The organism is Sorangium sp. So ce124 (assembly GCF_051525235.1).
GTDB lineage: Bacteria > Myxococcota_A > Polyangia > Polyangiales > Polyangiaceae > Sorangium > Sorangium atrum.
Window position 1 is genome coordinate 12,054,990 of the sequence record NZ_CP150312.1, and the last position, 24,195, is coordinate 12,079,184.

Here is a 24,195-nt window from a genome sequence, read left to right on the forward strand (position 1 = left end):
GGAAGGCGTCAAGAAGGAGGAAGTGCGAGTCCGCATCGAACGAGGTGAGCGGCAATGAGCGTAGCAGGGCACCGCCACGTCTGGCATCATGGCGCGCGATTCCGCCGAGCGTCGCGGATAGAGGGAAAAACAGGGTGACCAGCGACAGATTGACCCGACCCGAGCTGACGTGGCTGCTGGCGCAGGAGGCGCGGAGCGCCGCCCAGAAGCTCCGCCAGGGCGTGGGGATGATCGCGACCGAGAGCGCGCCGCCGCCGACGCCGTCGCCGGACGACGGCTCGGGCGGCGTCGAGAGCACGCTCAACCGGCTCGACGAGGCGGTGAGCATGCTCGCCTCGCTCCACGGCCGCCCCATGCCGCGCGGGCGGCGCGGGCGCGTCGACCTGACCGCGCTCCTCTGGGAGGTCGCGCCCGAGGCGCGGGTGCAGATCGAGATGGGCGAAGGGACCACCGTGTTCGGCGACGAGACCGAGCTCCGGCGGATGCTCCAGGTGCTCATCGCGCAGGGCGGCGACCCCACGAGCCTGACCGGGGCGCCCGACGTGAGCATCCACCGCGTCGGCGACGAGGTGAGCGTCCGGGTCAACCTCGGCCCGGAGACGCCCGTGAACTTCGAGACCGAGCGGGTGTGGCTGTCGCGCATGGCGCTGCGCTACGGCGGCCGGCTCGAGCTCGACGGCCAGATGCAGACGCTGACGCTGCCCGCCGAGGTCGATCTCCAGCGCCTCGAGGTCGAGAGCCTCAGGAAGGAGCTCGCCGCTGCGCAGGCGCAGGGCGAGGCCTACGCGCGCGAGCTCGCCGCGGTCTTCTCGCGGGCCGAGGGCGAGCGCGAGCGCGGGTCGCTGTCCGGCGTCCTCTCGCGGCTCGGCGGCAGCGAGCCGGTGTCGCACCTGCCCCCGAGCGGCGACAGCCTCGCGGTGCTCGTCGCCGCGGTGCGCGTGCTCGGGACGCAGCTGCGCGGCATCCTGTCGGCCATCGGCCGCGACATCGCGCCGCTCCGGACCCACGGCGGCGACGCGGGCGAGACGGCCTCGTCGGTGGGGCGCCACGTGACCGCGGCGTCAGAAATCGTCAGTGATCTCGCCAGGTTGGGCGCGTGTCCGCTCCACGAGTTCCCGCGCCACTGCGACATCGCCGACGTGCTCCGCGACGTTGTGAAGGACGATCTCGCGCGCGCGGCCCGCCACGACGTGCGCGTCGTGGTCGAGGCGCCGGAGACCACGCAGGAGGTGGTGCCGCAGGGCGCGCTGACGGTGCTGCTGCACGCGCTGCTCGATCACGCCATCAGCGCGTCGCCGCCGGGCAGCGAGGTGCTCGTCTCGCTCACCGAGGGCCCGAGCGGGGTCGAGATCACCTTCGACGACGCCGGGCCGCCGCTCCCGGCCGCGGCGCGGAGCGTCGTGCTGAGCCGCGACTTCGAGGCGGTCGCGCAGGGCCGCCCGCCGGCGCTGCCGCTCATCGCGGCGCACGCGATCGCCGCCCATACGAACTACGGTATCGCCATCGAGGACGGGCCGCGCGGCGAGACGCGGGTGCGGCTCACGATCCCGCGATCGGGGTAGCGCCTCGTGGCAGAAATCCTGCCACGGCTCTGCCTCGCGAGCGGAGAGAGATTCAACGCAAAGGCGCCAAGAGCGCAAAGTCGCAAAAAGGCATGAATCTGTTCTTCCTTTGCGTCTTTGCGTCTTTGCGTTGAAATCTCGCCTGCTATCGCAGGAACGAGCTCGGCGGGAAATCGACGTCGAGGTTGAGCGTGGCGCCGCGCACGATATGGATGTCCTCCACCTGCAGCGTCGTGGTGACGGGGCGGTCGTTGCCACGCTCCACGAGCGTCGCCGTGGCCGTGTAGTCATCGGGCGGGAGATCCACGGTGATGCTGAAGTCGTCGCAGCGCGCGTAGTCTCTCGCCACCTCGCGGCTGCCCCGGTAGATGATCAGCTCGAAATCCGCCCCTCCGCGGCTGTGCTGGGAGCAGGCCCGCGAATCCACCCGGTTGGCCACGGTCCACTCCATCGTCAGGCTCCCGACGGCCTGCACGGGCGGCGGCCGGCGCTGGGCGCTCGGCTCCACGTCGAGTATGCACCCCAGGGCCAGGAAGCTCGATAGCGCGAGGCCGCAGAGGGGAAAGACGCTCTTCTCCTGATTCATCCTCGTACCCGTCCTTTCGCTGCTACCTCGCCGTCAGCGCGGTGTGTAGTAACGGCGCCCCCGCTCGCGCGGATAGCTCAGCTCACGCTCCGGCACGTACCGCGGCGACGTCCGGTACGTCTGCCTGTAGTGCTGGAGCTCCGTGGGCTCCTCCTCGAAGATGACCCAGCCCCGGTTCGTGGGGTAATACCAGCGGCCGTCGACCAGGTACGCATACGTCCCGCGGAAGTAGACGCGCGGATAGGCGGCGATCTCCACCGGGACGATCTCGGCGCGCACCGCCGGAACGCCGGACACGACGAACCCACCCTCGGTCCCGACCGTGCCCATACACCCCATGAGCAGCGAGGCGCCGACCGCGAGCGCAGCCGCGGCGAGCGAGGCCCTCGTCACACAGAGAGATCTGGACCGCCCTCGCACGGGCGGAGTCACGTTGTTGCTCTGCTTCACGTCATTGCTCCTCGGAGCGCAACTCAGCAACGCGAGTGCCAGCGCGGCGCGACTCGAGATCTCCGGATCTCCGCCGGCGCGGCGCTCAGCGCTCAGCGCGCCGCGCGGAGCGCGCCGGCGAGCGCGAGCGCGCGCTGGATCTCCGCCGACGTCACCAGGCCGATCACGCGCTCGCCCTCGTCGAGCACCGCGACAACGCTCGCCTCGCCGCTCGCCAGCGCGTCGAACGAGCGGGACGCGTCGTCGTCCGCGTGCGCTCTCGGCACATCCACGGGCATCACGGCGCCGACCGTCGCCGGCGCGACGCCGCCCTGCAGCAGGCGCGCGAGATCCCAGACCGTGATGACGCCGATCTCGCGGCGCCCCTCGCCATCCCGGGGATCGTCGATCACCCGCGCGCCGACCAGGTTGTGGCGCAGGAGCCGCTCGGCCACCGCGCGAGGGCTCTCGTCCGCATACGCCTCGCCGAGCCGATCGGTCATGAGCCGCGCGACCGGGATGCCGCGGAGGAGCTCGTTCGTGCTGGAGCGCGCCTGCTCGGCCGACGCCCCCATGTAAACGAACATCGCGATGAGCACCAGGATCATGTTCCACGACAGCAAGCCGAAGAGCCCGAAGGCCACCGCCATCGCCTTGCCGGTCGCGGTCGCGATGCGCGTCGCGCGGGCCCGCCCGAGGCGGCGCAGGAGCAGCCCGCGCAGCACCCGGCCGCCGTCCATCGGGAAGGCCGGCAGCAGGTTGAACGCGCCGAGGAGCGCGTTCGTGATCGCGAAGGCCACGAGCGCCGCGCCGATCTCCGCCGGGGCCGGGAGCAGCCGATACGCGGCGTAGCTGACGAGCGCGATACCGAAGCTCACGAGCGGCCCGGCGAACGCCATCCACGCCTCGTGCTCGGGATCGTCGCGCTCCATCTGCGAGACGCCGCCCAGCATCATCAGCGTGATCGCGCGCACCCGGATCCCGTTCTTGAGCGCGACGAACGAGTGGGCCAGCTCGTGCACAAGCACCGCCACGAACAGCCCGACAGCCAGGATCGCCCCCCAGGCGAGCGGCGGCAGGCGCATCTCCTCGCGTGGAATCCCGAGCGACGACGCGATCAACGAGAACTGCGACGACGCCGCCCACGCCACGTACGGCAGGAAAATCAGCAATGTGATGTGCAGCCGTATCGGGATTCCACGGATCCGCAGGACTGTCAGCCCCTGGTCGAACATGTGCCTCCTGATCCACGGGTACAGATGGGGCCGACAAGCACCTTCGCAAGCCGCCGAGACGGCGCCAATGCGCGGAAGACCAGGCGCCTCGCAGCGCCGCCACACATTGCAGAGAGGCGCGCGGCGCTGCGAGGGCGCCAGCGCGCGTCCGTCCCAGGCGGGAATCACGGCGAGGAGCGCGTTCGGTGACGCGCGGCGCAGCGCGGCGCCCACGCCGCGCGCGGATTGGCGTAGCTTGGTGTGACCGAGGTCGTCATGCGCCAGCGCGTCCCCGATGCATTGATGGCAGCGAGCACGGAAGAGCTGACGAAGGTCGAGCTCGCGGTCCTGGACTCATCGCACTCGGGCGGCGTGCCCAGGGACCTCACGGGCCACGTGTTCGCGATCGGGCCCGTCGGCTCGGTGGACGGCGACCTGCCCAGATCGGACGGCGCGCCGATCCTCAATGGCAATGGGATGATCTACCGGCTCGACTTCGGCCGCGGCGGGGCGGTCCGGCTGACCTCGAAGATCGCGCGCACACCCTGCTATCACGCGGACGCCGCCTCGCGCCCCGGCACGCGCTTCGAGGCGCTGGGCTTCCGTGACGCAGGGCTGCTCCGCTTCTCGCCGCACCTCGGCCTGCGGAACCACCTCAACACCGCGTTCGTGACCCTGCACGCGCCGCGCGCCCCGGCGCGCCTGCTCGTCACGAGCGACACGGGCAGGCCCTACGAGATCGACCCGGCCACGCTGGAGCTCGTCACGCCGGTCGGGCGCAACAGCACGTGGTACCCGGCCGCGCCCGTCGATCACCCCTTTCCGATGACGCTCTCGAGCGCGCATCCATGCTTCGACGCGGAGCGGGGCGAGCTCCTCACCGTCAACTACGGCCGCTCGCTCCTCCCCCTGTTCGTCGCGTCGCTGCCGCGGCTCGACGAGCTCCCGCGCTCCTGGGATCGGCTCGCCGCGGCGGCCGCGTCGATGATCGAGCAGCAGCTCGTCCGCCCGAGGGCGGATCGGATCGAGGCGTTCGCCAAGCGGGCGCTCGAGCTCTTGCCCGCGCGCCTCCGCTCGAGCGCGCCGCCGGGGCCGGGCGACCTGCTCGCGCGGCAAGCGGCGCGCTTCGGCGGCGTCGCGCTCGACGAGCCGGCGGGCGACTTCGTGCACCTCCTGCGATGGGACGGCCACAACGAGCCTGAGCGGCACGCGCTGGTCCTGCCGAGCGGCGCGCCGGTGCGCATCGAGCAGAGCGTGCACCAGATCGGGCTCTCGCGGCGCTGGGTCGTGCTCGCGGACACGGCCTTCAGGATCGGCCTGGAGAGCGTGGCGTTCCGGGGCTCCAAGGAGAGCCCCGGGGTCGAGCGCCTCGTGCGGTCGCTCCTGACGATGCCCCACGAGCCGAGCACGACGTTCTACCTGGTCCGGCGGGACGCGCTGCGGCCGGGCGGCGGGCCGGTCGTGGTGAAGCGGGTCGTCGTCCCGCTGGAGACTCTCCATTTCCTCGTCGACTACGAGGACGCGGGGGACCGCGTCACCGTGCACGCGGCGCACAACTGCGCGACCGATCACGGGGAGTGGCTCCGGCCCTGCGATCGGCACGCCGCCGACAAGACGCCGGCGCCGCCGCGCCTGCGCGGCCTGTTCCCGCTCGGGCAGGCGGACGTGAACCGGATCGGCCGATATACCCTCGACGCGGCGGCCGAGCGCGTCGTGGATCAGGCGGTGTTCGCCGATGCCGCGCGGGCGCTCGGCGTCGGCCTCTATGCGTACCGGGAGACGGGCGCGTCGTGGATGCCGCCCGATCGCCTCGAGAACGTCTACTGGCGCGGCGGCGGGATATGGGATGAGCTGTCGACCGAGTTCATCGACAGGCTCTACGCCGCGCACCCGCACAGGTCGCTCCCCCTCCCGGCGCTCCGCCGGATGCGCGCGGAGGGCGGCCACCCCGACAGCCTGTTCCGGTTCAACCACCGCGCGATGCGGATCGAGGATCGCTACGAGTTCCCGCGGCGCGACGTGGGGTGCTGGCTCAGCTCGCTGCAGTTCGTCCCGCGGCGCGGCGGCAGCGGGGCCGACACGGACGGGTACGTCGTCGCCATCGTCGCGGCGCCGCGCCGCGCGGAGGTCTGGATCTTCGACGCGACGAACCTGGCGCGAGGTCCGCTCTGCAAGCTGGGGCACCCGGCGTTCCGGCCAGGGCTGACCCTGCACACGGCGTGGCTCAACGCGGTCGCGCCGTGGAGGGGCGGATACAGGGTGCCGGTGCGGGAGGATTACGAGGAGTTCGTGGCAGAGGCCCCCGGGGACCAGGTGAAGGCGCTGTTCGAGGAAGAGGTCTATCCGCGGTTCGCGTGAGCCGCGGCGCGGGAAGGCCGCGAGCTGCGAGGCGGGGGCGCCTCGGCGCAGCGCGGGGGGACCTCGGCCCCGAGGCCGTCGACCCGCTCGAGCAGCACGCCCGTGGCGCCGTCTCCCAGGATCTCCGAGATCTGGTGGTTGCCCCACGGCTGCCCCGCGCGCAGGCGCCGCGACCGCACGTCGCTCGCCACGATGAGCACGCGCCGACAACCCCTGTCGAGGTGCCGATTCGCCAGCTCGACGGCCGCGGAAAAACCGCCCTGAGCGGGCGTGAGATCGATCGTCAGCGCGGGCACGAGGCCGGCCATGCACGCGGCGAAGGCCGCCTCGCCGGCGTCCCCTCCCCCGCCGTCGTCGGTCGTCATGATGAGGACATCGACGAAGGGATCGCGGAGCCGCCCCACCTCGATGAGCTCCCGCAGCACCGCCGCGGCCATGGAAAGCGTGGTCTCCGCGGCGCCGGCGAAGCGCCGCTCCGCGACGCCCGTCGTCTCGTGCAGCCAGTCCACCGAGTGAGGGAGACCGTAGCTGGTGACGAGCTCCTGGTTCGTGACGACGCGCTCCGGCAGATAGGCGGCGACAGCCGCGATGCGACGCTGGAACATGTTTCTGCTCTGTTACGGCGCCGCGACCGACGCGCGCCGCTCCTGCGAACCTTGGCCAGGGCAGCTCGATCCGGCGCTCCACCACCGCCGTTCGGCCAGCGCCGAGCACGCTGGAGAGCCAGCGTCCCGGACGACATGAGACAACCCGCCACCGAGTCGTCGAGAGCCGTGGGGCAAACTACACAACCGGATGCTCCCTCCCCGTCACCGACATCCTCCACTGGACCATTTACAGAACGTCCTGCGCAAGTGGGAATAACAGCCGATTCGGCTCCGTCCGCCGCCGGAGCAGGAAAGCGGCGCAGCGGGAGGGGCCTGTTGCGACGCGGGCGGCATCGTCGCCGGCGCGCGCCGCATCGCGTCGCGCGCCGGCGGCCAATTCCGACCAGAAGCGACAATTCCGCTCTCACGGGCGACGGGATGCACAAACGTGTCGGAACGCGAGGCGCTGAGCAGGCAGGGCGCAGGGCGCGTGTCTCGCCTGGACGGCGCCATCGAAGTCACCGGATCACGCCCCTTTGTGTCCAATCACATCCACCTGCGTCCGATCACGTCCGATCACGTCCGTTTGGGTTCGATCACGTCCGTTTGCGTCTTGTGGTGTCGACGCTTCGTGAGGCCGCTCTTTTCTGGATCCGGAGGGAGGTTTTACCTGTTCGAGGACACCTCCGCTCGCCACGACCACCGCGCGATCCACGCCGCGGGGAACCGCCTTCGCGTCTTCCTTGTTCCCGCGCGGCCCCGCGGCCGCGCGGCGGGACACCTTCTATCCTATCCATCGTGAGCGCGACGCCGCTCCAGCGCGCGCCGCGCTCGCCCGGATCCACCACGATTGAATCGCGGAGAAATCCCAGGGGAGCGCAGATGCGAGGAGCGCCCGATTCGAGGGCGCCATCCCGCGAATCCATGCTGCTCGAAGCGGCAGCCTCTGCACAGAAGAGCGAGGCACACAGCCTGCTCTTGGGTGCACCAAGGTGTTCGGGGGCCGCAAGGCTCATCAGGGACACCGGGGAGGACCAATGATCTCGATTCACAAGACGATGGGTCTCGCGATGATGCTGGCGCTCGGTGCCGGGTGCGCGATCGGCGCGGACGACGACTTCAATACGGATGACGAGGGCGTCGACTCCGCGGACAGCGCGCTTGAGGCGCGCGAGGACCCGTATCAGGCTCAGATCGGCCAGATGGGACCCAGCAAGCTCGGTCTGCCCCCCAGCAAGGGTCTGGGTCTGCCCTCGAAGGGTGTTCCGATGCTCCCCAGCAAGGGCGGGCTCCTGCCCAGCAAGGGTGAGTTTCCGAGCAAGGGTGGCCTCCCGACCAAGGGCGGCTACCCGACCAAGGGCGGATACGCGCAGCAAGGCCCGGCGCAGCTCGGCCAGGCTCAGCTCGGCCAGGCGCAGATCGGACAGGCGGGCCCGGCGCAGATCGGACAGGCGGGCCCGGCGCAGATCGGACAGGCCGGCCTCGGGCAGACGGGCGTGGTCGGGCAGGAGACCGGGCAGCGTGATGGCGAGCGCTGCTTCGGCGGCTTCGGCGGCTTCGGCTGGGGCGGCTTCGGCTGGGGCGGCCTCGGCTTCGGCGGCTGCGGCTTCGGCGGCGGCGCGGTCGTCTCGTCGTTCACGAACTGCACGACGGCCATCGTCCCGTGGGGCGGCTTCGGCGGCTGGGGCGGCTGCGGCGGCTTCGGCGGCTTCGGGTTCTGATCTGACCCCATCGTGCTGGCCGGCGCCAGGGACTCCGCGTCGCAGGATCCCTCGGCGCCGCGCCAGCCCCCTCCTTCTACACACCTGCACGACACACCTACAGAGCTCGTGAGCGCCGGCCGCCTGGGGTTGGATATCCCGGGCTGCCGGTAGCCGCCTCTCCCTTCCACCGCTCGCGCACGAGCCACGCCCCGCCGCTCGCCGGCGGGGAGCGCGCGAGGACCCGGCTCCGACTTCAGCCGCCCTGACCGAGCGCGCGATCCAGGTAGAACGCCGCGCTGACCAGGCCGAGGTGGGTGAACGCCTGGGGGAAGTTGCCGAGCAGCTCTCCGCTCGGCCCGATCTGCTCGGAGTAGAGCCCGAGGTGGTTGGCGTACGTCAGCATCTTCTCGAAGATGAAGCGCGCGTCGTCGAGGCGGCCAGCGCGCGCGAGGGCCTCGACGAGCCAGAAGGTGCAGATGCTGAACGTGCCCTCCTTGCCGGTCAGGCCGTCGCCCGCGCCCTTGCCGAGCTCGTAGCGGTGGACGAGCGTGTCGCTCGCGAGCTCCTCGAGGGTGCGATCGAGCGTGCCGAGGATGCGCGGGTCGGTGGGGGAGAGGAAGCGCATGAGCGGCATGAGCAGGTTGCTCGCGTCGAGCGCGGCCCCGCCGAAGGCCTGCACGAACGTCCTCCGCTGCGCGTCCCAGCCGCGCGCCATGATCGCCTCGTAGATGTCGTCGCGCGCGCACGCGACGCGCTGCCGGTCGAGCGGCAGAGAGCGCTTGCTGCTGAGCCGCAGCGTCCGGTCGAGCGCGACCCAGCACTGGAGCTTCGAGTAGACGAACTGCTGCCTGCCGCCGCGCACCTCCCAGATGCTCTCGTCCTCCTGCTCCCAGCTCTGACACACCCAGTAGGCCATGCGCCGGAGCTCACGCCAGAAATCATAAGAGATGGGAGATCCGTATTTGTCGAAGAGATACACCGAGTCGATGAGCTCGCCGTAGATGTCGAGCTGGAGCTGCGTCGTCGCCCCGTTGCCGACGCGGACCGGCCGGGACCCGCGGTAGCCGTCGAGGTGGGTGAGCGCGACCTCGGGGAGCTCGTGGCGTCCGTCGATACCGTACATGAGCTGCAGCGGCCCGGTGGGGCCGTCCTCCTCGGAGACGCGGGCGCTCAGCCATTCCATGAAGCGCGCGGCCTCCTCCGTGTAGCCGAGCCGGAGGAAGCCGTAGAGCGTGAACGCGGCGTCGCGCACCCAGACGTAGCGATAGTCCCAGTTGCGGACCCCGCCGATCTCCTCGGGCAGGCTGGTCGTCGCCGCGGCGACGATCGCGCCGGTCGGCTCGAACGTGAGCAGCTTCAGGACGAGCGCCGAGCGATCGACCATCTCGCGCCAGCGCCCCTTGTAGCGCGAGCGGGCGAGCCACGACCGCCAGAAGGCGACCGTGCGCCGGAGGGCGTCGTCGCCGTCGATCGGCGTGGCGAGCAGATCGGCGCTGGCCGTCCAGTCCTCGACCTGGCGCAGCGAGAACGTGGCCGACTCGCCGGGCTGGAGCACGAAGTCGGCGGTGACGCCGCCGGCGCCGTCGCTCGACAGGGGGACCGGGCTGATGAGCGCCAGGTCGATGCCATCGGAGTCGAAGACGGCGCCGCGCGGATCGTCGAGGATCAGGCGGTGGGGGCGGCGGGCGAAGTCGATCGCGGGGCGGCAGGCGAGCCGGAAGCGCACCGCGCCGCGGACGGCCCGCGCGACGCGGACGATCTGGTGCATCCCGCGGCGGTAAGCGCCGTACGTGTCCCGGTGGATCGGCATGAAATCGCAGACCTCGCCGACGCCCTCCACGTCGAGGAACCGCGTGAGCAGGACGTTGGTGTCGGGCATGTACATCTGCTTGTTGCGCGACGCGCCGTTCGCCGCGGAGAGCGCGAAGCGGCCGCCGCGCTCGTCGTCCAGGATGGCCGCGAACACGCTCGGCGAGTCGAAATTCGGGAGGCAGCACCAGTCGATGGATCCATCCATCCCGACCAGCGCGACGGAGTGCATGTCGCCGATGACGCCGTAGGACTCGATGGGTTTGTAGGGCATGGCCTCTCCATAGGGCTCGCTCGGTCGAGCGGAACCCGCCTCTCGTGGACCCTCCGCTCTACCCCGTCACGCCCCTCGCGCCCCTCACGATCTCGGCGGCAGGCGCGAGAGCTTCCGCTGGAGCGAGCGGCGGTGCATCCGGAGCTTGCGCGCCGCCTCCGAGATGTTCCCCTCGCAGTCGGCGAGCACGCGCTGGAGGTACTCCCACTCGACCCGCTCGAGCGACGGCAGGTCCTCGTCGCCCCGCGCGGCAGGGGCGACGCCGAGCAGCGACCGCGCGCACCGGGCCGCGTCCACCGGCTTGGTCAGGTAATCGACCGCCCCGGCCCGGATCGCCGCCACCGCGTTCGCGATCGTGCCGTATCCGGTGAACACCACGATACGGATGCCGTCATCCATGCTCCGCAGCATCCCCACGAGGTCGATCCCGCTCTGCCCCGGCATCCGGACGTCCACGAGCGCGTACTCGAACACGTGCCCTCGCGCCATCGCCGCGGCCTCCTCGGCGCTGGCGGCGAGGGACACCGCGAACCCGCTCTTGCCGAGCGCCTGCCCGAGCGCGGTCCGGAAGGTCGCGTCGTCATCGACGATGAGCAGCGTCGGCTCGCCGGCGGCCTCGGAGCTCATGAGTCCACCGGCGCGAGGCGCAGGGCGACGCGCGTGCCGCGCTCGCCGGACCCCTGCCTCGGCGACACCGTGAGGCAGCCGCCGACCTGCTCGATGAGCGTCCGCACGAGGTAGAGCCCGAGGCCCATGCCCTCGCCGGGCGCCTTGGTGGTCACGAACGGCTCGCCGAGCCGCCCTTCCAGGCCCGGCGCGACGCCCGCGCCGCCGTCCTCGACGCTGATCACGGGCGCGCCGCCCTCGTCCCCGACGGTGACCACGATCGGCTCCGCGATCGTGGGGCTCGGCCCGAGCGCCTCGAGCGCGTTGTCGAGCAGCGCGAACAGCGCCGCCTCGACGTCGGCCGCGTCGAGCGGCACCGTGCGGCGCGGCGCGAGATCGCCGCGCACCTCGACCGCGACGCCGGGGTGCGCCGCCTGCCAGGCCTGCACGCCGCGCCGGGCCGCCTCGCCGACCTCGACCCCGGCGCGCAGGTCGCTCGCCCGGACGTCCGCCCGCATGCGCGCGATCACCACGCGGCAGCGCTCGACCTGCTCCGCGATCGTCCGGGCGCGGCGCTGCGCGGCGTCGCTCGATCCGGGGTCGCTAAGGCTCTCCCCGGCGAGCACCGCGATCGTGCCGAGCGGGGTGCCGAGCTCGTGGGCGGTGCCGGCCGCGAGCGCGCCGAGCGCCTGGAAGCGGGACGCCTCCTCCGCGCGCCGGCGCAGCGCCGCGTTCTCGGCCGCGCTCTCGTCGAGCGCGCGGCGGATCTTCAGGAGGACGTGGGCGACGAGCGCCGCGCTCAGCACGAAGGCGAGGAGCATCCCGTAGAGGTGGGTGGAGAACGCGCCGTGCTCCGGGTGGCTCGGGCAGCACGCGCCGGCGGGGAGCGCGAAGAGCGCCGCGAAGAGGCAGGCCGCGAGCGCGGCGAGCGCGAAGGTCGTGCGCGGCGGCAGGAGCGCCGCGGCGAGGGCGACGTGCACGAAGAAGAGGGCGCTGAACGGGTTGCCCGCGCCGCCCGACGCGGCGAGGACCCCGGCGATCGCGACGAGATCGAGCGCCACGACGCCGGCGACGACGGCGCTATCCGCGCCCCGATCCGACCGCACCCGCCGGTCGAGGGCGAGGTTGAGCCCGGCGGCCAGCACCAGGATGGGCACGGCGACGGCGTACCGGACGTGATAGCCGAACAGCGCCTCGTCGACGGCCAGGGTCGCCGCGAGCAGCGCGAACACCGCCCAGCGCAGTCCGACGAGCCACCGGAGGACGATCCTGCCCGCCGGCGCCCGCTCCAGGGAAGCTTCGTGCGTCACGGCGGGAGCATAGCGCGAACGCCGAGGGGGCCGCGCCCACCGCGGCAGAGCCGCGGAGGACAGGAAGGCCGATGGACGCGGCGGGGACACGGCACGAACACGGACGATCCCTCCCGTGCGACGGCGCGCCGTCAGGCCCGCGCCGGTCCGCGCCGAGCGGCAGGATTGCGATGCCGAGCCCCGCGTCATCGTATAGGAAAGGGAGCCCATGGCGACGTGTCCCCACCTCCGACGCGCGCGCGCGGCCGCGCTGCCGGCGCTCCTTGGCCTCAGCCTGCTCCCCGCGGCCGCCGCGGCGCAGCCGACGGCGGCCGGAGAGACGCCGGCCGCCGATCCGCTGTTCGCGCCCAGATCGGCCGCGCGGCGCAGCGGGCTCGCCGCGGGCATCGCCGGAGGCCTGGCGCTCGGGAGCGCCGCCGGCTTCCCGAACGACGTCCAGAAGATCGGATTCGAGCGCCATTACACCGAGACCGGCGTGGGGATCGGCGCCGGAGGCTACGTCTGGATCGGCGGCGCGCTCGCGGACTGGCTCACGTTCGGCGCTGGCTTCGGCGGACACGGCCTGAGCGCCGCGGACCACGCCTCCCTCGCCGGGGGGTTCATGCTCCACACCGAGGTCTTCCCGCTCTTCTCGCTCGCGGATCGGTGGAGGGACGTCGGCGTCGCCTTCGACGCCGGCACGGGCGTCGCGTACACGACCGCCGACGCCGACGGCGCGGAGGTCATCGACGGCGCCCTGCCGGCCCGCATCGGAGGCGGCGTGTTCTACGAGGGGATCCGGCTCTGGAAGGTGGCGATGGGCCCGTGGCTCTACGCCGACTACACATGGAGCACGTCCGTCCGCCAGCCAGGGTTCTACCTGGGGTGGCGCACCGCCCTCTACACCGGGCCCTGACCGGACGGCCTCCTGGTCCCCGGCGCCGCGGCGCTGAGCTCGAGCGGGCCCCGCCGCGCCTGCGCGTCCCGATCCGGCAGCGCCAGCGTGAGCCGGACGCCGCGCCGGATGAGCTGCATCGCCACGAAGGACGCCATGCCCACCAGGATCCTCCGGCCGATCTCGCGGGACACGCTCGGCTTGCCGCGCGGCGCCACCCGCTCCGGGTGCCGCCAGAAGCGCACGAGCGCGCGGAGGCGCTCGCCGCCCGGCCGCTCGTTGCGCGCGCGCACTTCCTTGATCAGCGCGATCGCCGCCGCGCCGCCCGCGATCGCGAGCAGGAGCCCTCCGGCGAGCACCTCGGGGCCGTGCCGGCGCACCCGCGACCGCACGTCGACGAGCACGTGGCGCCGCCGATCGAGCGCCTCGATCGTGTGCATCAGCCGGTCGCGCAGCTCGTCCGCCCTCCGCTCGAAGTCCGCGCGTTGACCGTTCAGCCCCTTCATACGAGCTCCCGGACCAGCCGGACGTCCGCCCCGAGGCGGCCCCGGGTCCTCTCGAGCGGCCTCCTCGGCGCGCTCTTGTAGCCGACCACGCCCACCACGATCGCCAGCGCGATGAACGCGAGCCCTATCAGCAGCGCCGGCAGCGGCTCCGGCGCGATGGCCAGCGCGATCGCGACGAGCACCAGCGCGACCCCGAGCAGCGCCGCGGCCGCCGCCGCGCCGAGCGCGACGCACGACGCCTTCGCCCGCGAGATCTCCTGGTTCATCTCGTCGCGCGCCAGCGCGACCTCGACCTGCATCAGCTCCCTGGCCTCGGCGATCGCCTCCTTCACGAGATCTGCTGTCGAGCTCTCCGGCCTGGGATCCAGCTGCCTCATGGGACACCTCTCCGCCTCGCGGCGTGAACGCGCTCGGGGGCGGCGCAGGCAGCCGGCGGCGCGCGGGTCGCCCCGAGCCCCCGCCACCGACTGCGCCACGCCCCCCTCGCCGTGCGTCGCTGTGCATACAGCGCGCCAGCCCCATCCTCGCGGTCGCGGAGGCGCGCGCGCTGCGCGGCCGCGGCGGCCCCCGCCCTCCCGGGCGGCGGGCGATCAGGGCAGGGCGCCGGAGACGACGCGCTCGTGCCCGCCGTAGTCGAGATGCCTCGAGACGCCGCCGAACCCCGCCGCGGCGAAGAGCTCGGCCACCGCGCCCGCCTTGCCGGCCTCGACCTCCACCGCCAGCACGCCGCCGGCGGAGAGCAAGGCCGGCGCGCCCGCGACGATCCGGCGCGTGAAGACGAGGCCGTCCGGGCCCCCCGCGAGCGCGAGGTGGGGCTCGTAGCCGCGGATGTCGATCTGCAGCGCGGCGACGTCCTCGTCCGGAATGTACGGTGGGTTCGCGGTGATCAGGTCGAAGCGAAGGCCGGACGGCACGCCGGCGAAGAGGTCCGAGCGCACGAACCCCGCGTTGACCGCGCCGAGGCGGAGCGCGTTCTCGCGGGCGACGGCGAGCGCGCCGTCCGAGATGTCGACGCCGAGGACGCGGCTGGTCGGCCGCTCGCACGCGAGGCTGACGGCGACGCAGCCGGACCCGGTGCACAGGTCGAGCACGCGCGCGGAGAGCGCGAGGTGCCTCGTCCGGGCGAGGCCGACCTCGACGAGGATCTCGGTGTCGGGGCGGGGGATGAGCACGCGCGGATCGACGCGGAACGGGCGGCCGTAGAACTCCCGCACACCGAGGAGATAGGCGACCGGCTCGCCGGCGCGGCGACGCTGGTGCAGCTCGCGGTAGGCGGCGAGCTCGGCCCGATCGAGCGGCCGCTCGGCGTCGATGAGCAGCCCGACGCGATCGAGGCGCAGCACCTTGCCGAGCAGGAGCTCGGCGTCGAGGCGCGCCGAGGACGCGCCGCGCTTCTTCAGGTCGCCCGTGGCCCAGGTGATCACGCGCCGGATCGTCCAGGCCTCGCTCTGCTGCTCGCCTTCGGACATGGTCACGGGAGCGGGGCGGCGGCGACGGCGTCGCGGACCGCGGCGGAGACGACGGCCTCGACCTCGGCGCGGGCCGCGTCGCGGTCCGCGACGGACCGCCCCTCGAACCGCAGCACCAGGATCGGGCCGGTGTTGGAGGCGCGGCAGAGGCCCCACGCCCCGCCGCCGAAGTCGATGCGCGCGCCGTCGATGTCCACGACCGGACGGACGCGGCGGAAGTGCTCGGTCACGCGGCGGACGACCTCGAACTTCACGGCGTCCGGGCAGTCGACGCGGATCTCGGGGGTGGCGAAGGTCTGCGGCACGTCGGCGAGCAGCTCGCCGAGGGGCCGCCGCGCCCGGGCGACGATCTCGAGCAGGCGGACCGTCGCGTAGATCGCGTCGTCGAACCCGAACCACCGATCGGCGAAGAACATGTGCCCGCTCATCTCGCCGGCGAGCAGGGCGCCTTCCTCTTTCATCTTGGTCTTGATGAGCGAGTGGCCCGTCTTCCAGAGGATGGGGCGCCCGCCGCGCGCGGCGATGTCGGCGTAGAGCGTCTCGGAGCACTTCACCTCCCCGATCACGGCCGAGCCCGGGCGCTCCGCGAGGAGCGACCGCGCGAACAGGAGCAGCAGCTTGTCCCCCCAGAGCACCTCGCCGCGCTCGTCGACAACGCCGATCCGATCGCCGTCGCCGTCCCACGCGACGCCGAGCGCGGCGCCGGTCGCGAGCACGCGGGCGCGGAGCGCCTCGAGGTTCTCGGGGACGGTCGGGTCCGGGTGGTGGTTCAGGAAGAGGCCGTCGATGTCGCAGAAGAGCGCGTCCGGCGCGAAGCCGAGCGCCGCGAGCGTGCGGACGCCGAGCGGGCCGGCCGCGCCGTTGCCCGCGTCGATCACGAAGCGGACGTCGGCTCCGGGCAGGCGGGACGCGGCGCGCACCGCCTCGATGTAGTCGCCCGAGAGGTCGACCTCGGTGAGATCGCCCCGCGCCGCCGCGGCGCTGCGGCCGCCGCTGCCGCCCTCCTCGATGAGGTCGGCGAGCGCCTGGATGTCCTTGCCGAAGAACGAGGCCTTGCCGCGCATGAGCTTGAACCCGTTGTCCGGCGCCGGGTTGTGGCTCGCCGTGATCATGATCGCGCCGTCGGAGTCGAGGTGGTGCGCCGCGAAGTAGAGCAGCGGCGTCGGCCCGACCCCCGCGGAGATCACGTCGGCGCCGCCCGCGAGCAGGCCGTCCGTGAGGGCCGAGAACAGCCGGTCGCTCGAGAGGCGGCCGTCCCGGCAGACCGCCACCTTCGGCCGAGCTCGGCGAGGAGGCGCCCCCGCGGCGAGCTCGCGGCCGAGGAGCAGGGAGAACGCGGCGCCGAGCTCGCTCGCGAACCCGCTCGTCAGGTCGCGCTCGGCGGCGCCGCGGATGTCGTACTCGCGGAAGATGTGTCGGGGGACCTTCATGGACCAGGAGAGTAGCGCGCGTCGCCCGCGCTGCGGGGCGGGGCGGGGCGGGGCCCAGGACGCTCTGACACAGCGCAATCGTGGACGGAACGAAAAACGCCGCGCGCGCAGCGTGGTCTCGCCGGCGTCGTCATCGCGATCGCGCCGCCGCGCCGCCTCACCGCGTCGACATCGCGATCGCGCCGCCGCGCCGCCTCGCCGGCTCACGGATTGCGTTCCTGGCCGCCGGACGGGTAACTTGGGCGCGTGGAGCCCAGGACCACATGATGACGTGCGCACAGAGGACCGGTCTCGCTGCCGTGGTGGCCCTCCTCGCCTGCAGCAACGCCGCCCAGGCGGCGGAGCCGTCGCCCACCGCCCTGCCGATCACCGTCGTCGTTCTCCGGACGGACGACGCCTACGACCAGGCCGGCGCGCTGACCCAGGCGCTCCGCTCCGCCATCAAGGAGGCGCCGGGGTGGTCGGTCAGCGAGGAGGACTTCTCGCTCGAGGTCCTGACGCTCTCCCTCCAGTGCGACGATCGGCCCGACGCGGCCTGCCAGGCCCGCATCGCCGACCAGATCAAGAGCGACCGTTACATCTGGGGCATGCTCCGCAAGAGCGACACCGAGGTCGAGGGGGAGCTGCACCTCTGGACCCGCGGGAAGCCGGAATCGAGCGTGCCGGTGAAGTACAGCGCGAACCTCACCGAGGCCAACGACGAGCCGCTCCGCAAGATCGCCGCGGAGGCGATCGCGAGGCTGACCGGCGGGCCGCCGAGCGGGGCTCTCCGCGTGAGGACCGGCGCCGCGCAGGCGAGCGTCTACATCGACGGAAAGCCCGTCGGCAACGTGCACAACGGCGAGGCGACCTTCACGGTCACGGCCGGGCCGCACAACGTGCGCGTCAAGTCGGCCGGCTTCCTCGACTCCCAGGCGTCGGTCGTGGCCCTGCCCGTCGCCACGACCGACGTCGCGCTCAGCCAGATGCCGGCCGAATCGACGCAGACCAACTGGAAGCGCATGGGCGGGTTCATCGGCCTCGGCGCGGGGGCGGTCTTCGGGTCCGTCGCCGTCATCAGCTCCGTCCAGGTCGCGAGCATCCAGAGCGACGCGCGGTACACGGCCTACCGAGGGCTGTTCACGGAGAACGTCGATGACGTCTGCGCGCTGGAGAACCGCAAGGCCATCCAGGACGACTTCACTGTCGACGCGAAGACGGCCCGTAAGGGCATTGAGCTCTGCGAGAAGGCCGACACGTTCATGGCGCTCCAGTACGTCTTCTACCCGCTGGCGGTGGTGTCCGCGGGCGTCGGCGCGTACCTGCTCGTGACGAACAACAGCCAGACCGCGGAGCGCACCGGCTGGAGCGTGCAGCCCAGCGTCGGCCTCGGCGCAGGCGGCGTCGACGTGACGTACCGCTGGTGAGCTCTGCCTCTCTGCCCGCGACGACGGGGGGACGACCGTGCGGGTGATCGCCGGCCGGCTCGGCGGGCGAAGGCTCGCCGCGCCGCGCGGGGAGGGCACGCGGCCGACCGCGGACCGCGTGCGCGAGGCGCTCTTCTCCTCGCTCGGCGACGTCACCGGCGCGCTCGTCTGCGACCTGTACGCCGGCACCGGCGCGCTCGGCATCGAGGCGCTCTCGCGCGGCGCGCGGCGCGCCATCTTCGTCGAGAGCGGCCGCCCCGCGCTCGCCGTGCTCCGCGAGAACCTCGCCGCGCTCGGCCTCGACGAGGCGGCGCGGGTCGTCCCGCTCCCCGTCGAGCGCGCGCTCGATCTGCTCCGCGACGAGGGCCCCTTCGACCTCGCCCTGCTCGATCCGCCCTACGCCGTCCTGGCCAAGGCCGCCGCCGCGGCCGCGCGCCTCGTCGGGCCGCTCGGCTTGCTCGCCCCGGAAGGGCGCCTCGTCCTCGAGCACGCGCGCCGCGATCCCTCCCCGGAGATCGCCGGGCTCACCTGCGCTGCGAGCCGCGCCTACGGTGACACCGCGGTGTCGTTCTACACGCGCTGAGCCGTCAGCACGCGCCAGCCGCGCGCGCTGAGCCGCCTGCACGCGCCAGCCGCGCGCGCCGAGCCGCCTGCACGCGCCAGACAGCCGCCCGCGTCCACGCGACGCACGGCCGCCCGCCGCTGCGCCGAGCAGCCCTCCGCGCAACGCTGTCGTGTTCATCCGGGGCGCATCCAGTTTCCTGGCGCGCTTCCCTGCCCGCCCTTGTAGACTCGCCCCCGCCGGACGCGCCCGCGTCTCGGCTCCGGCGCACGACGGTCCCGCCGACGCGGCCGGACCTCGCGCGTCTCTCCGGGAGGACTTCTCAACGTGTCCGCATCGATGCCTCCGTCGTCCCAGCAGATCCCGGGAAAATCCGGCGGCCCTGGGCCTTACATCGCAGGAATGGTCGTCCTTGCTGCGCTCATGGCGGGCCTGCTCTACTGGAAGCTGCGCCCGGAGCCGGCCGCGCCGCCCGTGGCGCCGACCGCCGCTGTCCCCGCCGAGACGAAGCCCGCGGAGCCTCCGCCGCTCTTCGCGCCCCCGCCGCCGCCGCCCGTCGACGAGGTCGAGGACGCCGGCGTGGACGCCGGCAAGGTCGCGTCGGGGCAGGGCCCGGCCACCACCGGCAAGTCGCCTTGCTCCGGCAAGTGCGGCGACGGCGCGACCTCGCCCGCGCTCGACTCCGCCGTCCTGGGGCTCGCTCGCTCGGCGCAGGGTTGTTATAACCGCGCGCTGCGCACCTCGGAGGTCTCCGGCAAGCTGACGGTGAGCGTGCAGGTCGCCTCCAACGGCGCGGTGTGCAGCGCCTCGATCCTCAACGACACGGTGGGCTCGGGCGAGATTGCGTCTTGCGTCTTGGGACGTTTCCGCGGCAAATCACTGCCTCCGCCGCAGAGCGGATGCGTCGTGGTGAACGTTCCGATCAACTTCACCATCAAGCAATAGGAAGCAGCCGATGCGAACGCTCCCCCCCCGGATGGCCAGCTTGCTCCTCCTCGCGCTCGCGCCGCTCGTCCTGCAGAGCGCCGCGTGCCACGTCGATGAAGGGACCACGGCACTCTGCAACAACAACCTCGACGGCGACCAGGGAATCGAGAACGACCCGGCCGGTTGCTATCAGCTCCCGTCCTGCGTGGTGAATGGCCAGCTGTCGGCCCCTGAGGAGTGCTGCAAGAACGCGGAGGGGCTCGTCAACCTGGAGTGCGTCAAGGGATATGCGTCGCGGACCTCGTCGGCCAGCTCGGGCGGCGACGGCGGCTCGGGCGGCAATGGGGGAAGCGGCGGCTCGGGCGGTGCCGGCGGCGCGGGCGGTGCCGGTGGCGCGGGCGGCTCGGGCGGCGGGGGGAGCGGCGGCTAGGCCGCGCGCCTCGATCGCGCCGTGGCGAGGAGCACCGCTTCGAGCCGGGGGATCCTGCTCTCGGTCGCCTACGACGGGCGCCCGTTCGCGGGCTTCGCCCGCCAGCGCGACCAGCGCACGGTCTCGGGAGAGCTGCTCGGTGCGCTGCGCGTCATCGATCCCGGCATCCGCGAGATCCGCGGCGCGAGCCGCACCGACGCGGGCGTCCACGCGCGCGACCAGCGCGTCGCCTTCGACACGACGGCGCCGCTGCCGCCGCGCGGCTGGGTCCTCGCGACCGCGCGCCACCTCCCGGAAGAGATCGTGATCCGGCGCGCGGCCGTGGTGCGCCTCGGGTTCTCGCCGCGCTTCGAGAGCCTCCGCAAGCGCTACCGCTACCTGGTCCTCCGGGATCTGGTCCGCGACCCGTTCCTCAGCCGTCGCGCCTGGCGGGTCGAGGGCATCACGGACGAGGCGATCGAGCGGGCGCGCGCCGAGGCGCTCGCCGCGAAGGGCACCCACGACTTCGCCGCGTTCCGGACGAGCGCGGACGAGCGGACGACCACGGTGCGGACGCTCTACGGCGTCGATCTGTCGCTCGATCCCGCGGACCCGCGCGTCGTACGGATCGACGTCGAGGGCAACGCGTTCCTGCACAACATGGTGCGCATCCTGGTCGGCACCTTGATGGACGTGGCGCGCGGCCACCTCGCCCCCGGCGCGATCGCGCGCGCGCTCTCGTCGCTGGATCGGCGCGACGCAGGGATCACGGCGCCGCCGGACGGGCTCTACCTCGAGCGCATCCACCTGCGTGACGACGGGCAGGATGCCTGGCCGACGGGGCCTTCGGACGGATGCTCGACGGACGACGCCGCGCCGACGGACCTCGGCGCGCCCGCGGAGGGCGCCCCCGAGGAGTGACGCCGCCCGTCGCCGCACGCGCGTCACACAGAATCCAACGCGGACGCATGGACGGCCCGCGCTCGCCTTGGTAGCACAGCGACGTGCACGTCGGACTGGACCGCCTCCCGGATCTTCCGCAGCTCCAGCGCCTCCGTTCGACTCGCCTGGGGGTCCTTGCGCACCCGGCGAGCGTCGATCGCGAGCTGACCCATATCGCCTTCGTCCTCGAGCGCCTCGGCCTGCGCCCGCGCCTCTTCTTCGGCCCCGAGCACGGCTACGGCGGCGAGGCGCAGGACATGGCGACGGTGATGAGCAGCGTCGACGCGCGCTCCGGCGCGGGCATCGTCAGCCTGTACGGCGAAAGCTTCGAGGATCTCTCGCCTTCCGCGGCGGATCTCGCGAAGATCGACGTGCTGCTCATCGATCTCGCCGACGTCGGCGCGCGGTACTACACGTTCGTCTGGACGGCGCTCCTCGCGCTGCGGGCGGCTCACGCGGCGGGCGTGCACGTCGTGCTGCTCGATCGCCCGAACCCCCTCGGGGGCGCGGCGGAGAGCGTCGAGGGCGCGACGCAGGCGCCGGGGTTCCTGTCGTTCGTGGGCCTGGAGCCGGTGCCCGTCCGCCACTCGCTCACGGTGGGCGAGCTGGTCGCGCTCTTCGCGCGGCGCGAGGGCATCCCGCTCGGCGACGTCGCCTGCGGGCTGCAGGTCGTGACGGTCGAGGGTCATCGCCGGGAGGCGCTCGCGTCCGGGTGGGATCGCCCGTTCGTCCTCCCGTCGCCCAACATGCCGACGGCGGACACCGCGCTCGTCTACCCGGGCGGCTGCCTGCTGGAGGGGACGAACCTGTCGGAGGGCCGCGGCACGACGCGCCCGTTCGAGATCGTGGGCGCTCCCTGGCTCGACGGCCGCGATCTCGCCGCGCGCCTCGCGTCCACCGCGCTGCCGGGCTTCGTCGCGCGGCCGCTCACCTTCCGGCCCACCTTCCAGAAGCACGCCGGCAAGATCTGCGGCGGCGTCCAGATCCACGTCACCGATCCGCGCGCCTTCCGCCCGGTCGCGACGTACGTCGCGCTCATCGCGTTCGCCTTCAGGCAGCAGCCCGAGCAGTTCCGCTTCCGCACCGAGCGGTACGAGTACGTCGACACGATCCCGGCCTTCGATCTGCTCACCGGCTCTGCTGCCGCGCGCCTCGCCATCGCGGCCGGCGAGGATCCGCTGGCGATCGCCGTGGAGGTGTCGCGCGCGGATCCGACCTGGCCCGAGGTGATGCGGGAGGCGCAGGCGGCCGTCTCCGCCTGCTGAGCGCCGCCCGCGCGGCTCAGCGATCGTAGCGGTCGTAGGGCTGCTGCCGGGAGGCGGCGCCGGTCGCGTACCTCGTGCCGAGGGCGACGAGCACCAGCGCGAGCCCGGTGACCACGAAGAAGGTCCGCGCCGGGAGCTCGGCGGAGAACCCGAACAGCCAGGGCGACGCGAGGAGCGCGGCGGCGAGGGATGTCTCCAGCGCGCCGTGCACCGAAAACGGGATCTTCCTGGCGGCGCCGAGCGGCTGATCGGACAGCAGCGTCGCGACGAGGTGCGCGACGGCGGCGACGTAGCTGACCGCCGTGGGCACCGGATCGAGGCGGAGCGCGAGCGGCGCGAGCGCGAGCACGACGACGACCGCGTAATCGACGTATCCATGGTGGCGAGGAGAAAGGAGCTTCATCGGTGCCTCCTTGGAGGAGCTCCCCTCGCGCCGGTGCATCGCATGTGCCGGTGAGCGCCTGTCGATGCGCGCGCCCCGGCCGCTCCGGAACGCAGCGCCGCCCGGGATCAGCGTGGTTGTCGCGCGCCCGGGACGGGCAGGAGGGGTGCTCGTCGTGCTCACAGGAAGGGAGCGGAGGGCCCGAGTGAGCCCGATCCGGCACGGAGCGGGGCAGTGTGGCTCACGGGAGCTCTGGTCCCTTCACGCTGGCTCTCGCCGATCGCGCATCCCCGAGAGGGCCACTCCGGAATCCAGCGCGCGCCGCCCTCGCCTCGTTCACGTTCGAGACACACCGTGTCTCCGAGGCCTCGGTCTTCGGGATCTCCCGCGGGCGGAGCTCCGCTCGCCGCCGACGCTCCGGAGCGCGTCGTCGAGCCCCGCAGATCCGGCGCTCAGCCCGTCGACAGGAGCTCGTCGAGCACGGCCCCGTACTCGTCGAGCAGCGGGTGCGGCGGCAGGCCGCGGCACATCGCGCGCAGCTCTTCGAACCTCGCGATCTGCATGTCCCGACCGCGCTTGAACATCGACCACGGATCGCCGTGCTCGCGCGCGCAGACGATGATCGACTGGAAGTTGTCTATCTTGTCGGCCAGCGTGATCGCCTGCGCCTCCCAGGGCTTCTTCGGGAACGCCTCGAGATAGAGCCGCTTGCGGTCTTCCCAGGGCAGCGCCCTGTCCTGCTCGGTCACGTGGCGGACGAGCGTGGCGACGCGATCGCCGAAGCGCTGGCTCAGCTCGTCGAACGTGACGCCCTGGTCCTCCATGGCGTCGTGCAGCGCGCCGGCCGCGACGACCTCGTCGTCGAAGCCGTGGCGCGCGAGCAGGACCGCCACGCCGGCGAGGTGGCTGATGTAGGGGACGTCGGCGTTCGGATACTTGCGCTTCTGGGCTCGATGCCAGACCGCCGCCTGGTCGAGCGCACGCTTGAGGAGGGTGCCCATCGCGATGTCCCGCCAACCATAGCCGCTCGGCGTCCGGAGCGCAGGCGCCCGAGCGCCCCCTGTCCCGTCCGGCAGGTCCTCCGTCCCGATCCGACCCTGCGCCGTTCGAAGCGCGCCCTCGAGGGCCGCGGCGGTTCGCGCGCCCAGCGCACCAGGAGCTCGGTGTGCGGCGTGCGCCGAGCGCGCTCGGCGGGCAGCGGGCAGGCGCCACGAGGGATGCGCCGGGCGAGGTGTGCGACGCGCCGCCGCGCCGCGGGCGACCCCGGCCTGCCGGCCCAGGCGCCCGCCTCGCGCCGGGGCCGCCGCGACGAGAGGGGCTCTCCCGGCCCTCTCGTCGACTCGACGGTCCCTCTCTTCCTCCAGTCGTCCGGCGGGCAGCGCGGGATAACCGCTCTCCGCCGAGGTCGACTGGCCTGATTTCCTGTCTTGTTGTGCCACGCGGGCAGAGGCCCGCGGCGATCGCGGCCGCGCTGCAGCGGCACGGCCCGCTCGCCGCAGCGTCCCTGCGATGGAGCGCGCGCCGCCCGCGCGCGATAGCCTCTCGTTCGTTCAGCGGATCGGGGAATGCGCTGGGGGTGGCGCGG

At 72.9% G+C, this 24,195-nt stretch carries 23 protein-coding genes; 10 read left to right on the top strand and 13 right to left on the bottom strand.

The genetic code is table 11. The annotated features are described in order from the left end of the window. Window positions 1–134: 134 nt before the first annotated feature. On the top strand, window positions 135–1,562 hold the full coding sequence (locus WMF19_RS45250; RefSeq protein WP_437896020.1) for a sensor histidine kinase: 1,428 nt from the start codon (window positions 135–137) through the stop codon (window positions 1,560–1,562). Between the two features lie 145 nt (window positions 1,563–1,707). Here the strand turns inward: WMF19_RS45250 and WMF19_RS45255 are convergent, their stop codons facing one another. The 3 genes from WMF19_RS45255 to WMF19_RS45265 form a co-directional block, all read right to left on the bottom strand. After that, on the bottom strand, window positions 1,708–2,148 hold the full coding sequence (locus WMF19_RS45255; RefSeq protein ID WP_437896021.1) for a hypothetical protein: 441 nt from the start codon (window positions 2,146–2,148) through the stop codon (window positions 1,708–1,710). 33 nt (window positions 2,149–2,181) lie between these two features. Beyond that, entirely contained in the window at window positions 2,182–2,598 is a 417-nt protein-coding gene (locus WMF19_RS45260; RefSeq protein ID WP_437796307.1) for a hypothetical protein, read from the bottom strand. Window positions 2,599–2,690: 92 nt separating this feature from the next. Then, window positions 2,691–3,812, bottom strand: a complete 1,122-nt coding sequence (locus tag WMF19_RS45265; RefSeq protein ID WP_437896022.1) for a site-2 protease family protein — start codon at window positions 3,810–3,812, stop codon at window positions 2,691–2,693. A 255-nt stretch (window positions 3,813–4,067) separates the two neighbouring features. Here WMF19_RS45265 and WMF19_RS45270 point away from each other — a divergent pair, with 255 nt between their 5' ends. Further along, the gene (locus WMF19_RS45270; protein ID WP_437896023.1) at window positions 4,068–6,149 is read left to right on the top strand and encodes a carotenoid oxygenase family protein; all 2,082 of its coding nucleotides are present in this window, start codon (window positions 4,068–4,070) and stop codon (window positions 6,147–6,149) included. Here WMF19_RS45270 and WMF19_RS45275 read toward each other — a convergent pair. Further along, window positions 6,131–6,754, bottom strand: coding sequence for a hypothetical protein (locus WMF19_RS45275; protein WP_437896024.1), 624 nt, complete (start codon window positions 6,752–6,754; stop codon window positions 6,131–6,133). The two genes, WMF19_RS45270 and WMF19_RS45275, sit on opposite strands and share 19 nt — an antisense overlap. Before the next feature lie 1,019 nt (window positions 6,755–7,773). Between WMF19_RS45275 and WMF19_RS45280 the strand changes: the two genes are divergently transcribed. Further along, window positions 7,774–8,457 (top strand): hypothetical protein, encoded by a 684-nt coding sequence (locus WMF19_RS45280; protein WP_437896025.1) that lies wholly within the window; start codon window positions 7,774–7,776, stop codon window positions 8,455–8,457. Between the two features lie 235 nt (window positions 8,458–8,692). Here WMF19_RS45280 and WMF19_RS45285 read toward each other — a convergent pair whose 3' ends face one another. The 3 genes from WMF19_RS45285 to WMF19_RS45295 form a co-directional block, all read right to left on the bottom strand. Further along, window positions 8,693–10,522: a glycoside hydrolase family 15 protein gene (locus tag WMF19_RS45285; protein ID WP_437896026.1), complete on the bottom strand. Its 1,830-nt coding sequence runs from the start codon at window positions 10,520–10,522 to the stop codon at window positions 8,693–8,695. Window positions 10,523–10,606: 84 nt separating this feature from the next. Next, window positions 10,607–11,149: a response regulator transcription factor gene (locus tag WMF19_RS45290; RefSeq protein ID WP_437896027.1), complete on the bottom strand. Its 543-nt coding sequence runs from the start codon at window positions 11,147–11,149 to the stop codon at window positions 10,607–10,609. Continuing rightward, entirely contained in the window at window positions 11,146–12,438 is a 1,293-nt protein-coding gene (locus tag WMF19_RS45295) for an ATP-binding protein (protein WP_437896028.1), read from the bottom strand. Before WMF19_RS45295 ends, WMF19_RS45290 begins: the two co-directional genes overlap by 4 nt. 208 nt (window positions 12,439–12,646) lie before the next feature. Here WMF19_RS45295 and WMF19_RS45300 point away from each other — a divergent pair, with 208 nt between their 5' ends. Next, on the top strand, window positions 12,647–13,333 hold the full coding sequence (locus tag WMF19_RS45300) for a hypothetical protein (protein ID WP_437896029.1): 687 nt from the start codon (window positions 12,647–12,649) through the stop codon (window positions 13,331–13,333). Here WMF19_RS45300 and WMF19_RS45305 read toward each other — a convergent pair. The 4 genes from WMF19_RS45305 to WMF19_RS45320 all read right to left on the bottom strand — a co-directional run bounded on the left by WMF19_RS45305 (window position 13,318) and on the right by WMF19_RS45320 (window position 16,717). Further along, complete coding sequence (locus WMF19_RS45305; RefSeq protein WP_437325806.1) at window positions 13,318–13,818, bottom strand: hypothetical protein; 501 nt, start codon at window positions 13,816–13,818, stop codon at window positions 13,318–13,320. The two genes, WMF19_RS45300 and WMF19_RS45305, sit on opposite strands and share 16 nt — an antisense overlap. After that, the gene (locus WMF19_RS45310) at window positions 13,815–14,195 is read right to left on the bottom strand and encodes a phage holin family protein (protein ID WP_437325807.1); all 381 of its coding nucleotides are present in this window, start codon (window positions 14,193–14,195) and stop codon (window positions 13,815–13,817) included. Before WMF19_RS45310 ends, WMF19_RS45305 begins: the two co-directional genes overlap by 4 nt. 213 nt (window positions 14,196–14,408) lie before the next feature. Next, complete coding sequence (gene prmC / locus WMF19_RS45315; RefSeq protein ID WP_437325808.1) at window positions 14,409–15,287, bottom strand: peptide chain release factor N(5)-glutamine methyltransferase; 879 nt, start codon at window positions 15,285–15,287, stop codon at window positions 14,409–14,411. A 2-nt stretch (window positions 15,288–15,289) separates the two neighbouring features. After that, on the bottom strand, window positions 15,290–16,717 hold the full coding sequence (locus WMF19_RS45320; protein ID WP_437896030.1) for a phosphomannomutase/phosphoglucomutase: 1,428 nt from the start codon (window positions 16,715–16,717) through the stop codon (window positions 15,290–15,292). Window positions 16,718–16,980: 263 nt separating this feature from the next. On the opposite strand from WMF19_RS45320, the gene WMF19_RS45325 reads away from it, so the two are divergent. The 6 genes from WMF19_RS45325 to WMF19_RS45350 all read left to right on the top strand — a co-directional run bounded on the left by WMF19_RS45325 (window position 16,981) and on the right by WMF19_RS45350 (window position 22,228). Then, window positions 16,981–18,123 (top strand): PEGA domain-containing protein, encoded by a 1,143-nt coding sequence (locus tag WMF19_RS45325; protein WP_437896031.1) that lies wholly within the window; start codon window positions 16,981–16,983, stop codon window positions 18,121–18,123. Window positions 18,124–18,160: 37 nt separating this feature from the next. Continuing rightward, complete coding sequence (gene rsmD, locus WMF19_RS45330; protein WP_437896032.1) at window positions 18,161–18,706, top strand: 16S rRNA (guanine(966)-N(2))-methyltransferase RsmD; 546 nt, start codon at window positions 18,161–18,163, stop codon at window positions 18,704–18,706. Window positions 18,707–19,087: 381 nt separating this feature from the next. After that, window positions 19,088–19,630: an AgmX/PglI C-terminal domain-containing protein gene (locus WMF19_RS45335; protein ID WP_437325812.1), complete on the top strand. Its 543-nt coding sequence runs from the start codon at window positions 19,088–19,090 to the stop codon at window positions 19,628–19,630. A 10-nt stretch (window positions 19,631–19,640) separates the two neighbouring features. Further along, the gene (locus WMF19_RS45340) at window positions 19,641–20,042 is read left to right on the top strand and encodes a hypothetical protein (RefSeq protein WP_437896033.1); all 402 of its coding nucleotides are present in this window, start codon (window positions 19,641–19,643) and stop codon (window positions 20,040–20,042) included. 21 nt (window positions 20,043–20,063) lie between these two features. Beyond that, window positions 20,064–20,942, top strand: coding sequence for a tRNA pseudouridine(38-40) synthase TruA (truA, locus tag WMF19_RS45345; RefSeq protein ID WP_437896034.1), 879 nt, complete (start codon window positions 20,064–20,066; stop codon window positions 20,940–20,942). A gap of 83 nt (window positions 20,943–21,025) precedes the next feature. Then, entirely contained in the window at window positions 21,026–22,228 is a 1,203-nt protein-coding gene (locus WMF19_RS45350) for an exo-beta-N-acetylmuramidase NamZ family protein (protein ID WP_437896035.1), read from the top strand. Between the two features lie 16 nt (window positions 22,229–22,244). On the opposite strand, the gene WMF19_RS45355 is transcribed toward WMF19_RS45350, so the two are convergent. Together WMF19_RS45355 and WMF19_RS45360 are read right to left on the bottom strand one after the other, a co-directional pair. Continuing rightward, the gene (locus tag WMF19_RS45355; RefSeq protein WP_437896036.1) at window positions 22,245–22,631 is read right to left on the bottom strand and encodes an SPW repeat domain-containing protein; all 387 of its coding nucleotides are present in this window, start codon (window positions 22,629–22,631) and stop codon (window positions 22,245–22,247) included. 431 nt (window positions 22,632–23,062) lie between these two features. Next, window positions 23,063–23,611 carry an HD domain-containing protein gene (locus tag WMF19_RS45360; RefSeq protein WP_272102011.1) on the bottom strand — a complete coding sequence of 183 codons (549 nt, stop codon included), beginning with the start codon at window positions 23,609–23,611 and terminating at the stop codon, window positions 23,063–23,065. Between the last annotated feature and the right edge of the window lie 584 nt (window positions 23,612–24,195).

Excerpts from the sequence above, each read along its gene's own strand:
- WMF19_RS45255 (WP_437896021.1), bottom strand. The coding sequence starts at position 2,148 with ATGAATCAGGAGAAGAGCGTCTTTCCCCTCTGCGGCCTCGCGCTATCG.
- WMF19_RS45265 (WP_437896022.1), bottom strand. The coding sequence starts at position 3,812 with ATGTTCGACCAGGGGCTGACAGTCCTGCGGATCCGTGGAATCCCGATA.
- WMF19_RS45270 (WP_437896023.1), top strand. The coding sequence starts at position 4,068 with ATGCGCCAGCGCGTCCCCGATGCATTGATGGCAGCGAGCACGGAAGAG.
- WMF19_RS45275 (WP_437896024.1), bottom strand. The coding sequence starts at position 6,754 with ATGTTCCAGCGTCGCATCGCGGCTGTCGCCGCCTATCTGCCGGAGCGC.
- WMF19_RS45280 (WP_437896025.1), top strand. The coding sequence starts at position 7,774 with ATGATCTCGATTCACAAGACGATGGGTCTCGCGATGATGCTGGCGCTC.
- WMF19_RS45285 (WP_437896026.1), bottom strand. The coding sequence starts at position 10,522 with ATGCCCTACAAACCCATCGAGTCCTACGGCGTCATCGGCGACATGCAC.
- WMF19_RS45290 (WP_437896027.1), bottom strand. The coding sequence starts at position 11,149 with ATGAGCTCCGAGGCCGCCGGCGAGCCGACGCTGCTCATCGTCGATGAC.
- WMF19_RS45300 (WP_437896029.1), top strand. The coding sequence starts at position 12,647 with ATGGCGACGTGTCCCCACCTCCGACGCGCGCGCGCGGCCGCGCTGCCG.
- WMF19_RS45305 (WP_437325806.1), bottom strand. The coding sequence starts at position 13,818 with ATGAAGGGGCTGAACGGTCAACGCGCGGACTTCGAGCGGAGGGCGGAC.
- WMF19_RS45310 (WP_437325807.1), bottom strand. The coding sequence starts at position 14,195 with ATGAGGCAGCTGGATCCCAGGCCGGAGAGCTCGACAGCAGATCTCGTG.
- prmC (WP_437325808.1), bottom strand. The coding sequence starts at position 15,287 with ATGTCCGAAGGCGAGCAGCAGAGCGAGGCCTGGACGATCCGGCGCGTG.
- WMF19_RS45320 (WP_437896030.1), bottom strand. The coding sequence starts at position 16,717 with ATGAAGGTCCCCCGACACATCTTCCGCGAGTACGACATCCGCGGCGCC.
- WMF19_RS45325 (WP_437896031.1), top strand. The coding sequence starts at position 16,981 with ATGATGACGTGCGCACAGAGGACCGGTCTCGCTGCCGTGGTGGCCCTC.
- WMF19_RS45335 (WP_437325812.1), top strand. The coding sequence starts at position 19,088 with ATGGTCGTCCTTGCTGCGCTCATGGCGGGCCTGCTCTACTGGAAGCTG.
- WMF19_RS45340 (WP_437896033.1), top strand. The coding sequence starts at position 19,641 with ATGCGAACGCTCCCCCCCCGGATGGCCAGCTTGCTCCTCCTCGCGCTC.
- WMF19_RS45355 (WP_437896036.1), bottom strand. The coding sequence starts at position 22,631 with ATGAAGCTCCTTTCTCCTCGCCACCATGGATACGTCGATTACGCGGTC.
- WMF19_RS45360 (WP_272102011.1), bottom strand. The coding sequence starts at position 23,611 with ATGGGCACCCTCCTCAAGCGTGCGCTCGACCAGGCGGCGGTCTGGCAT.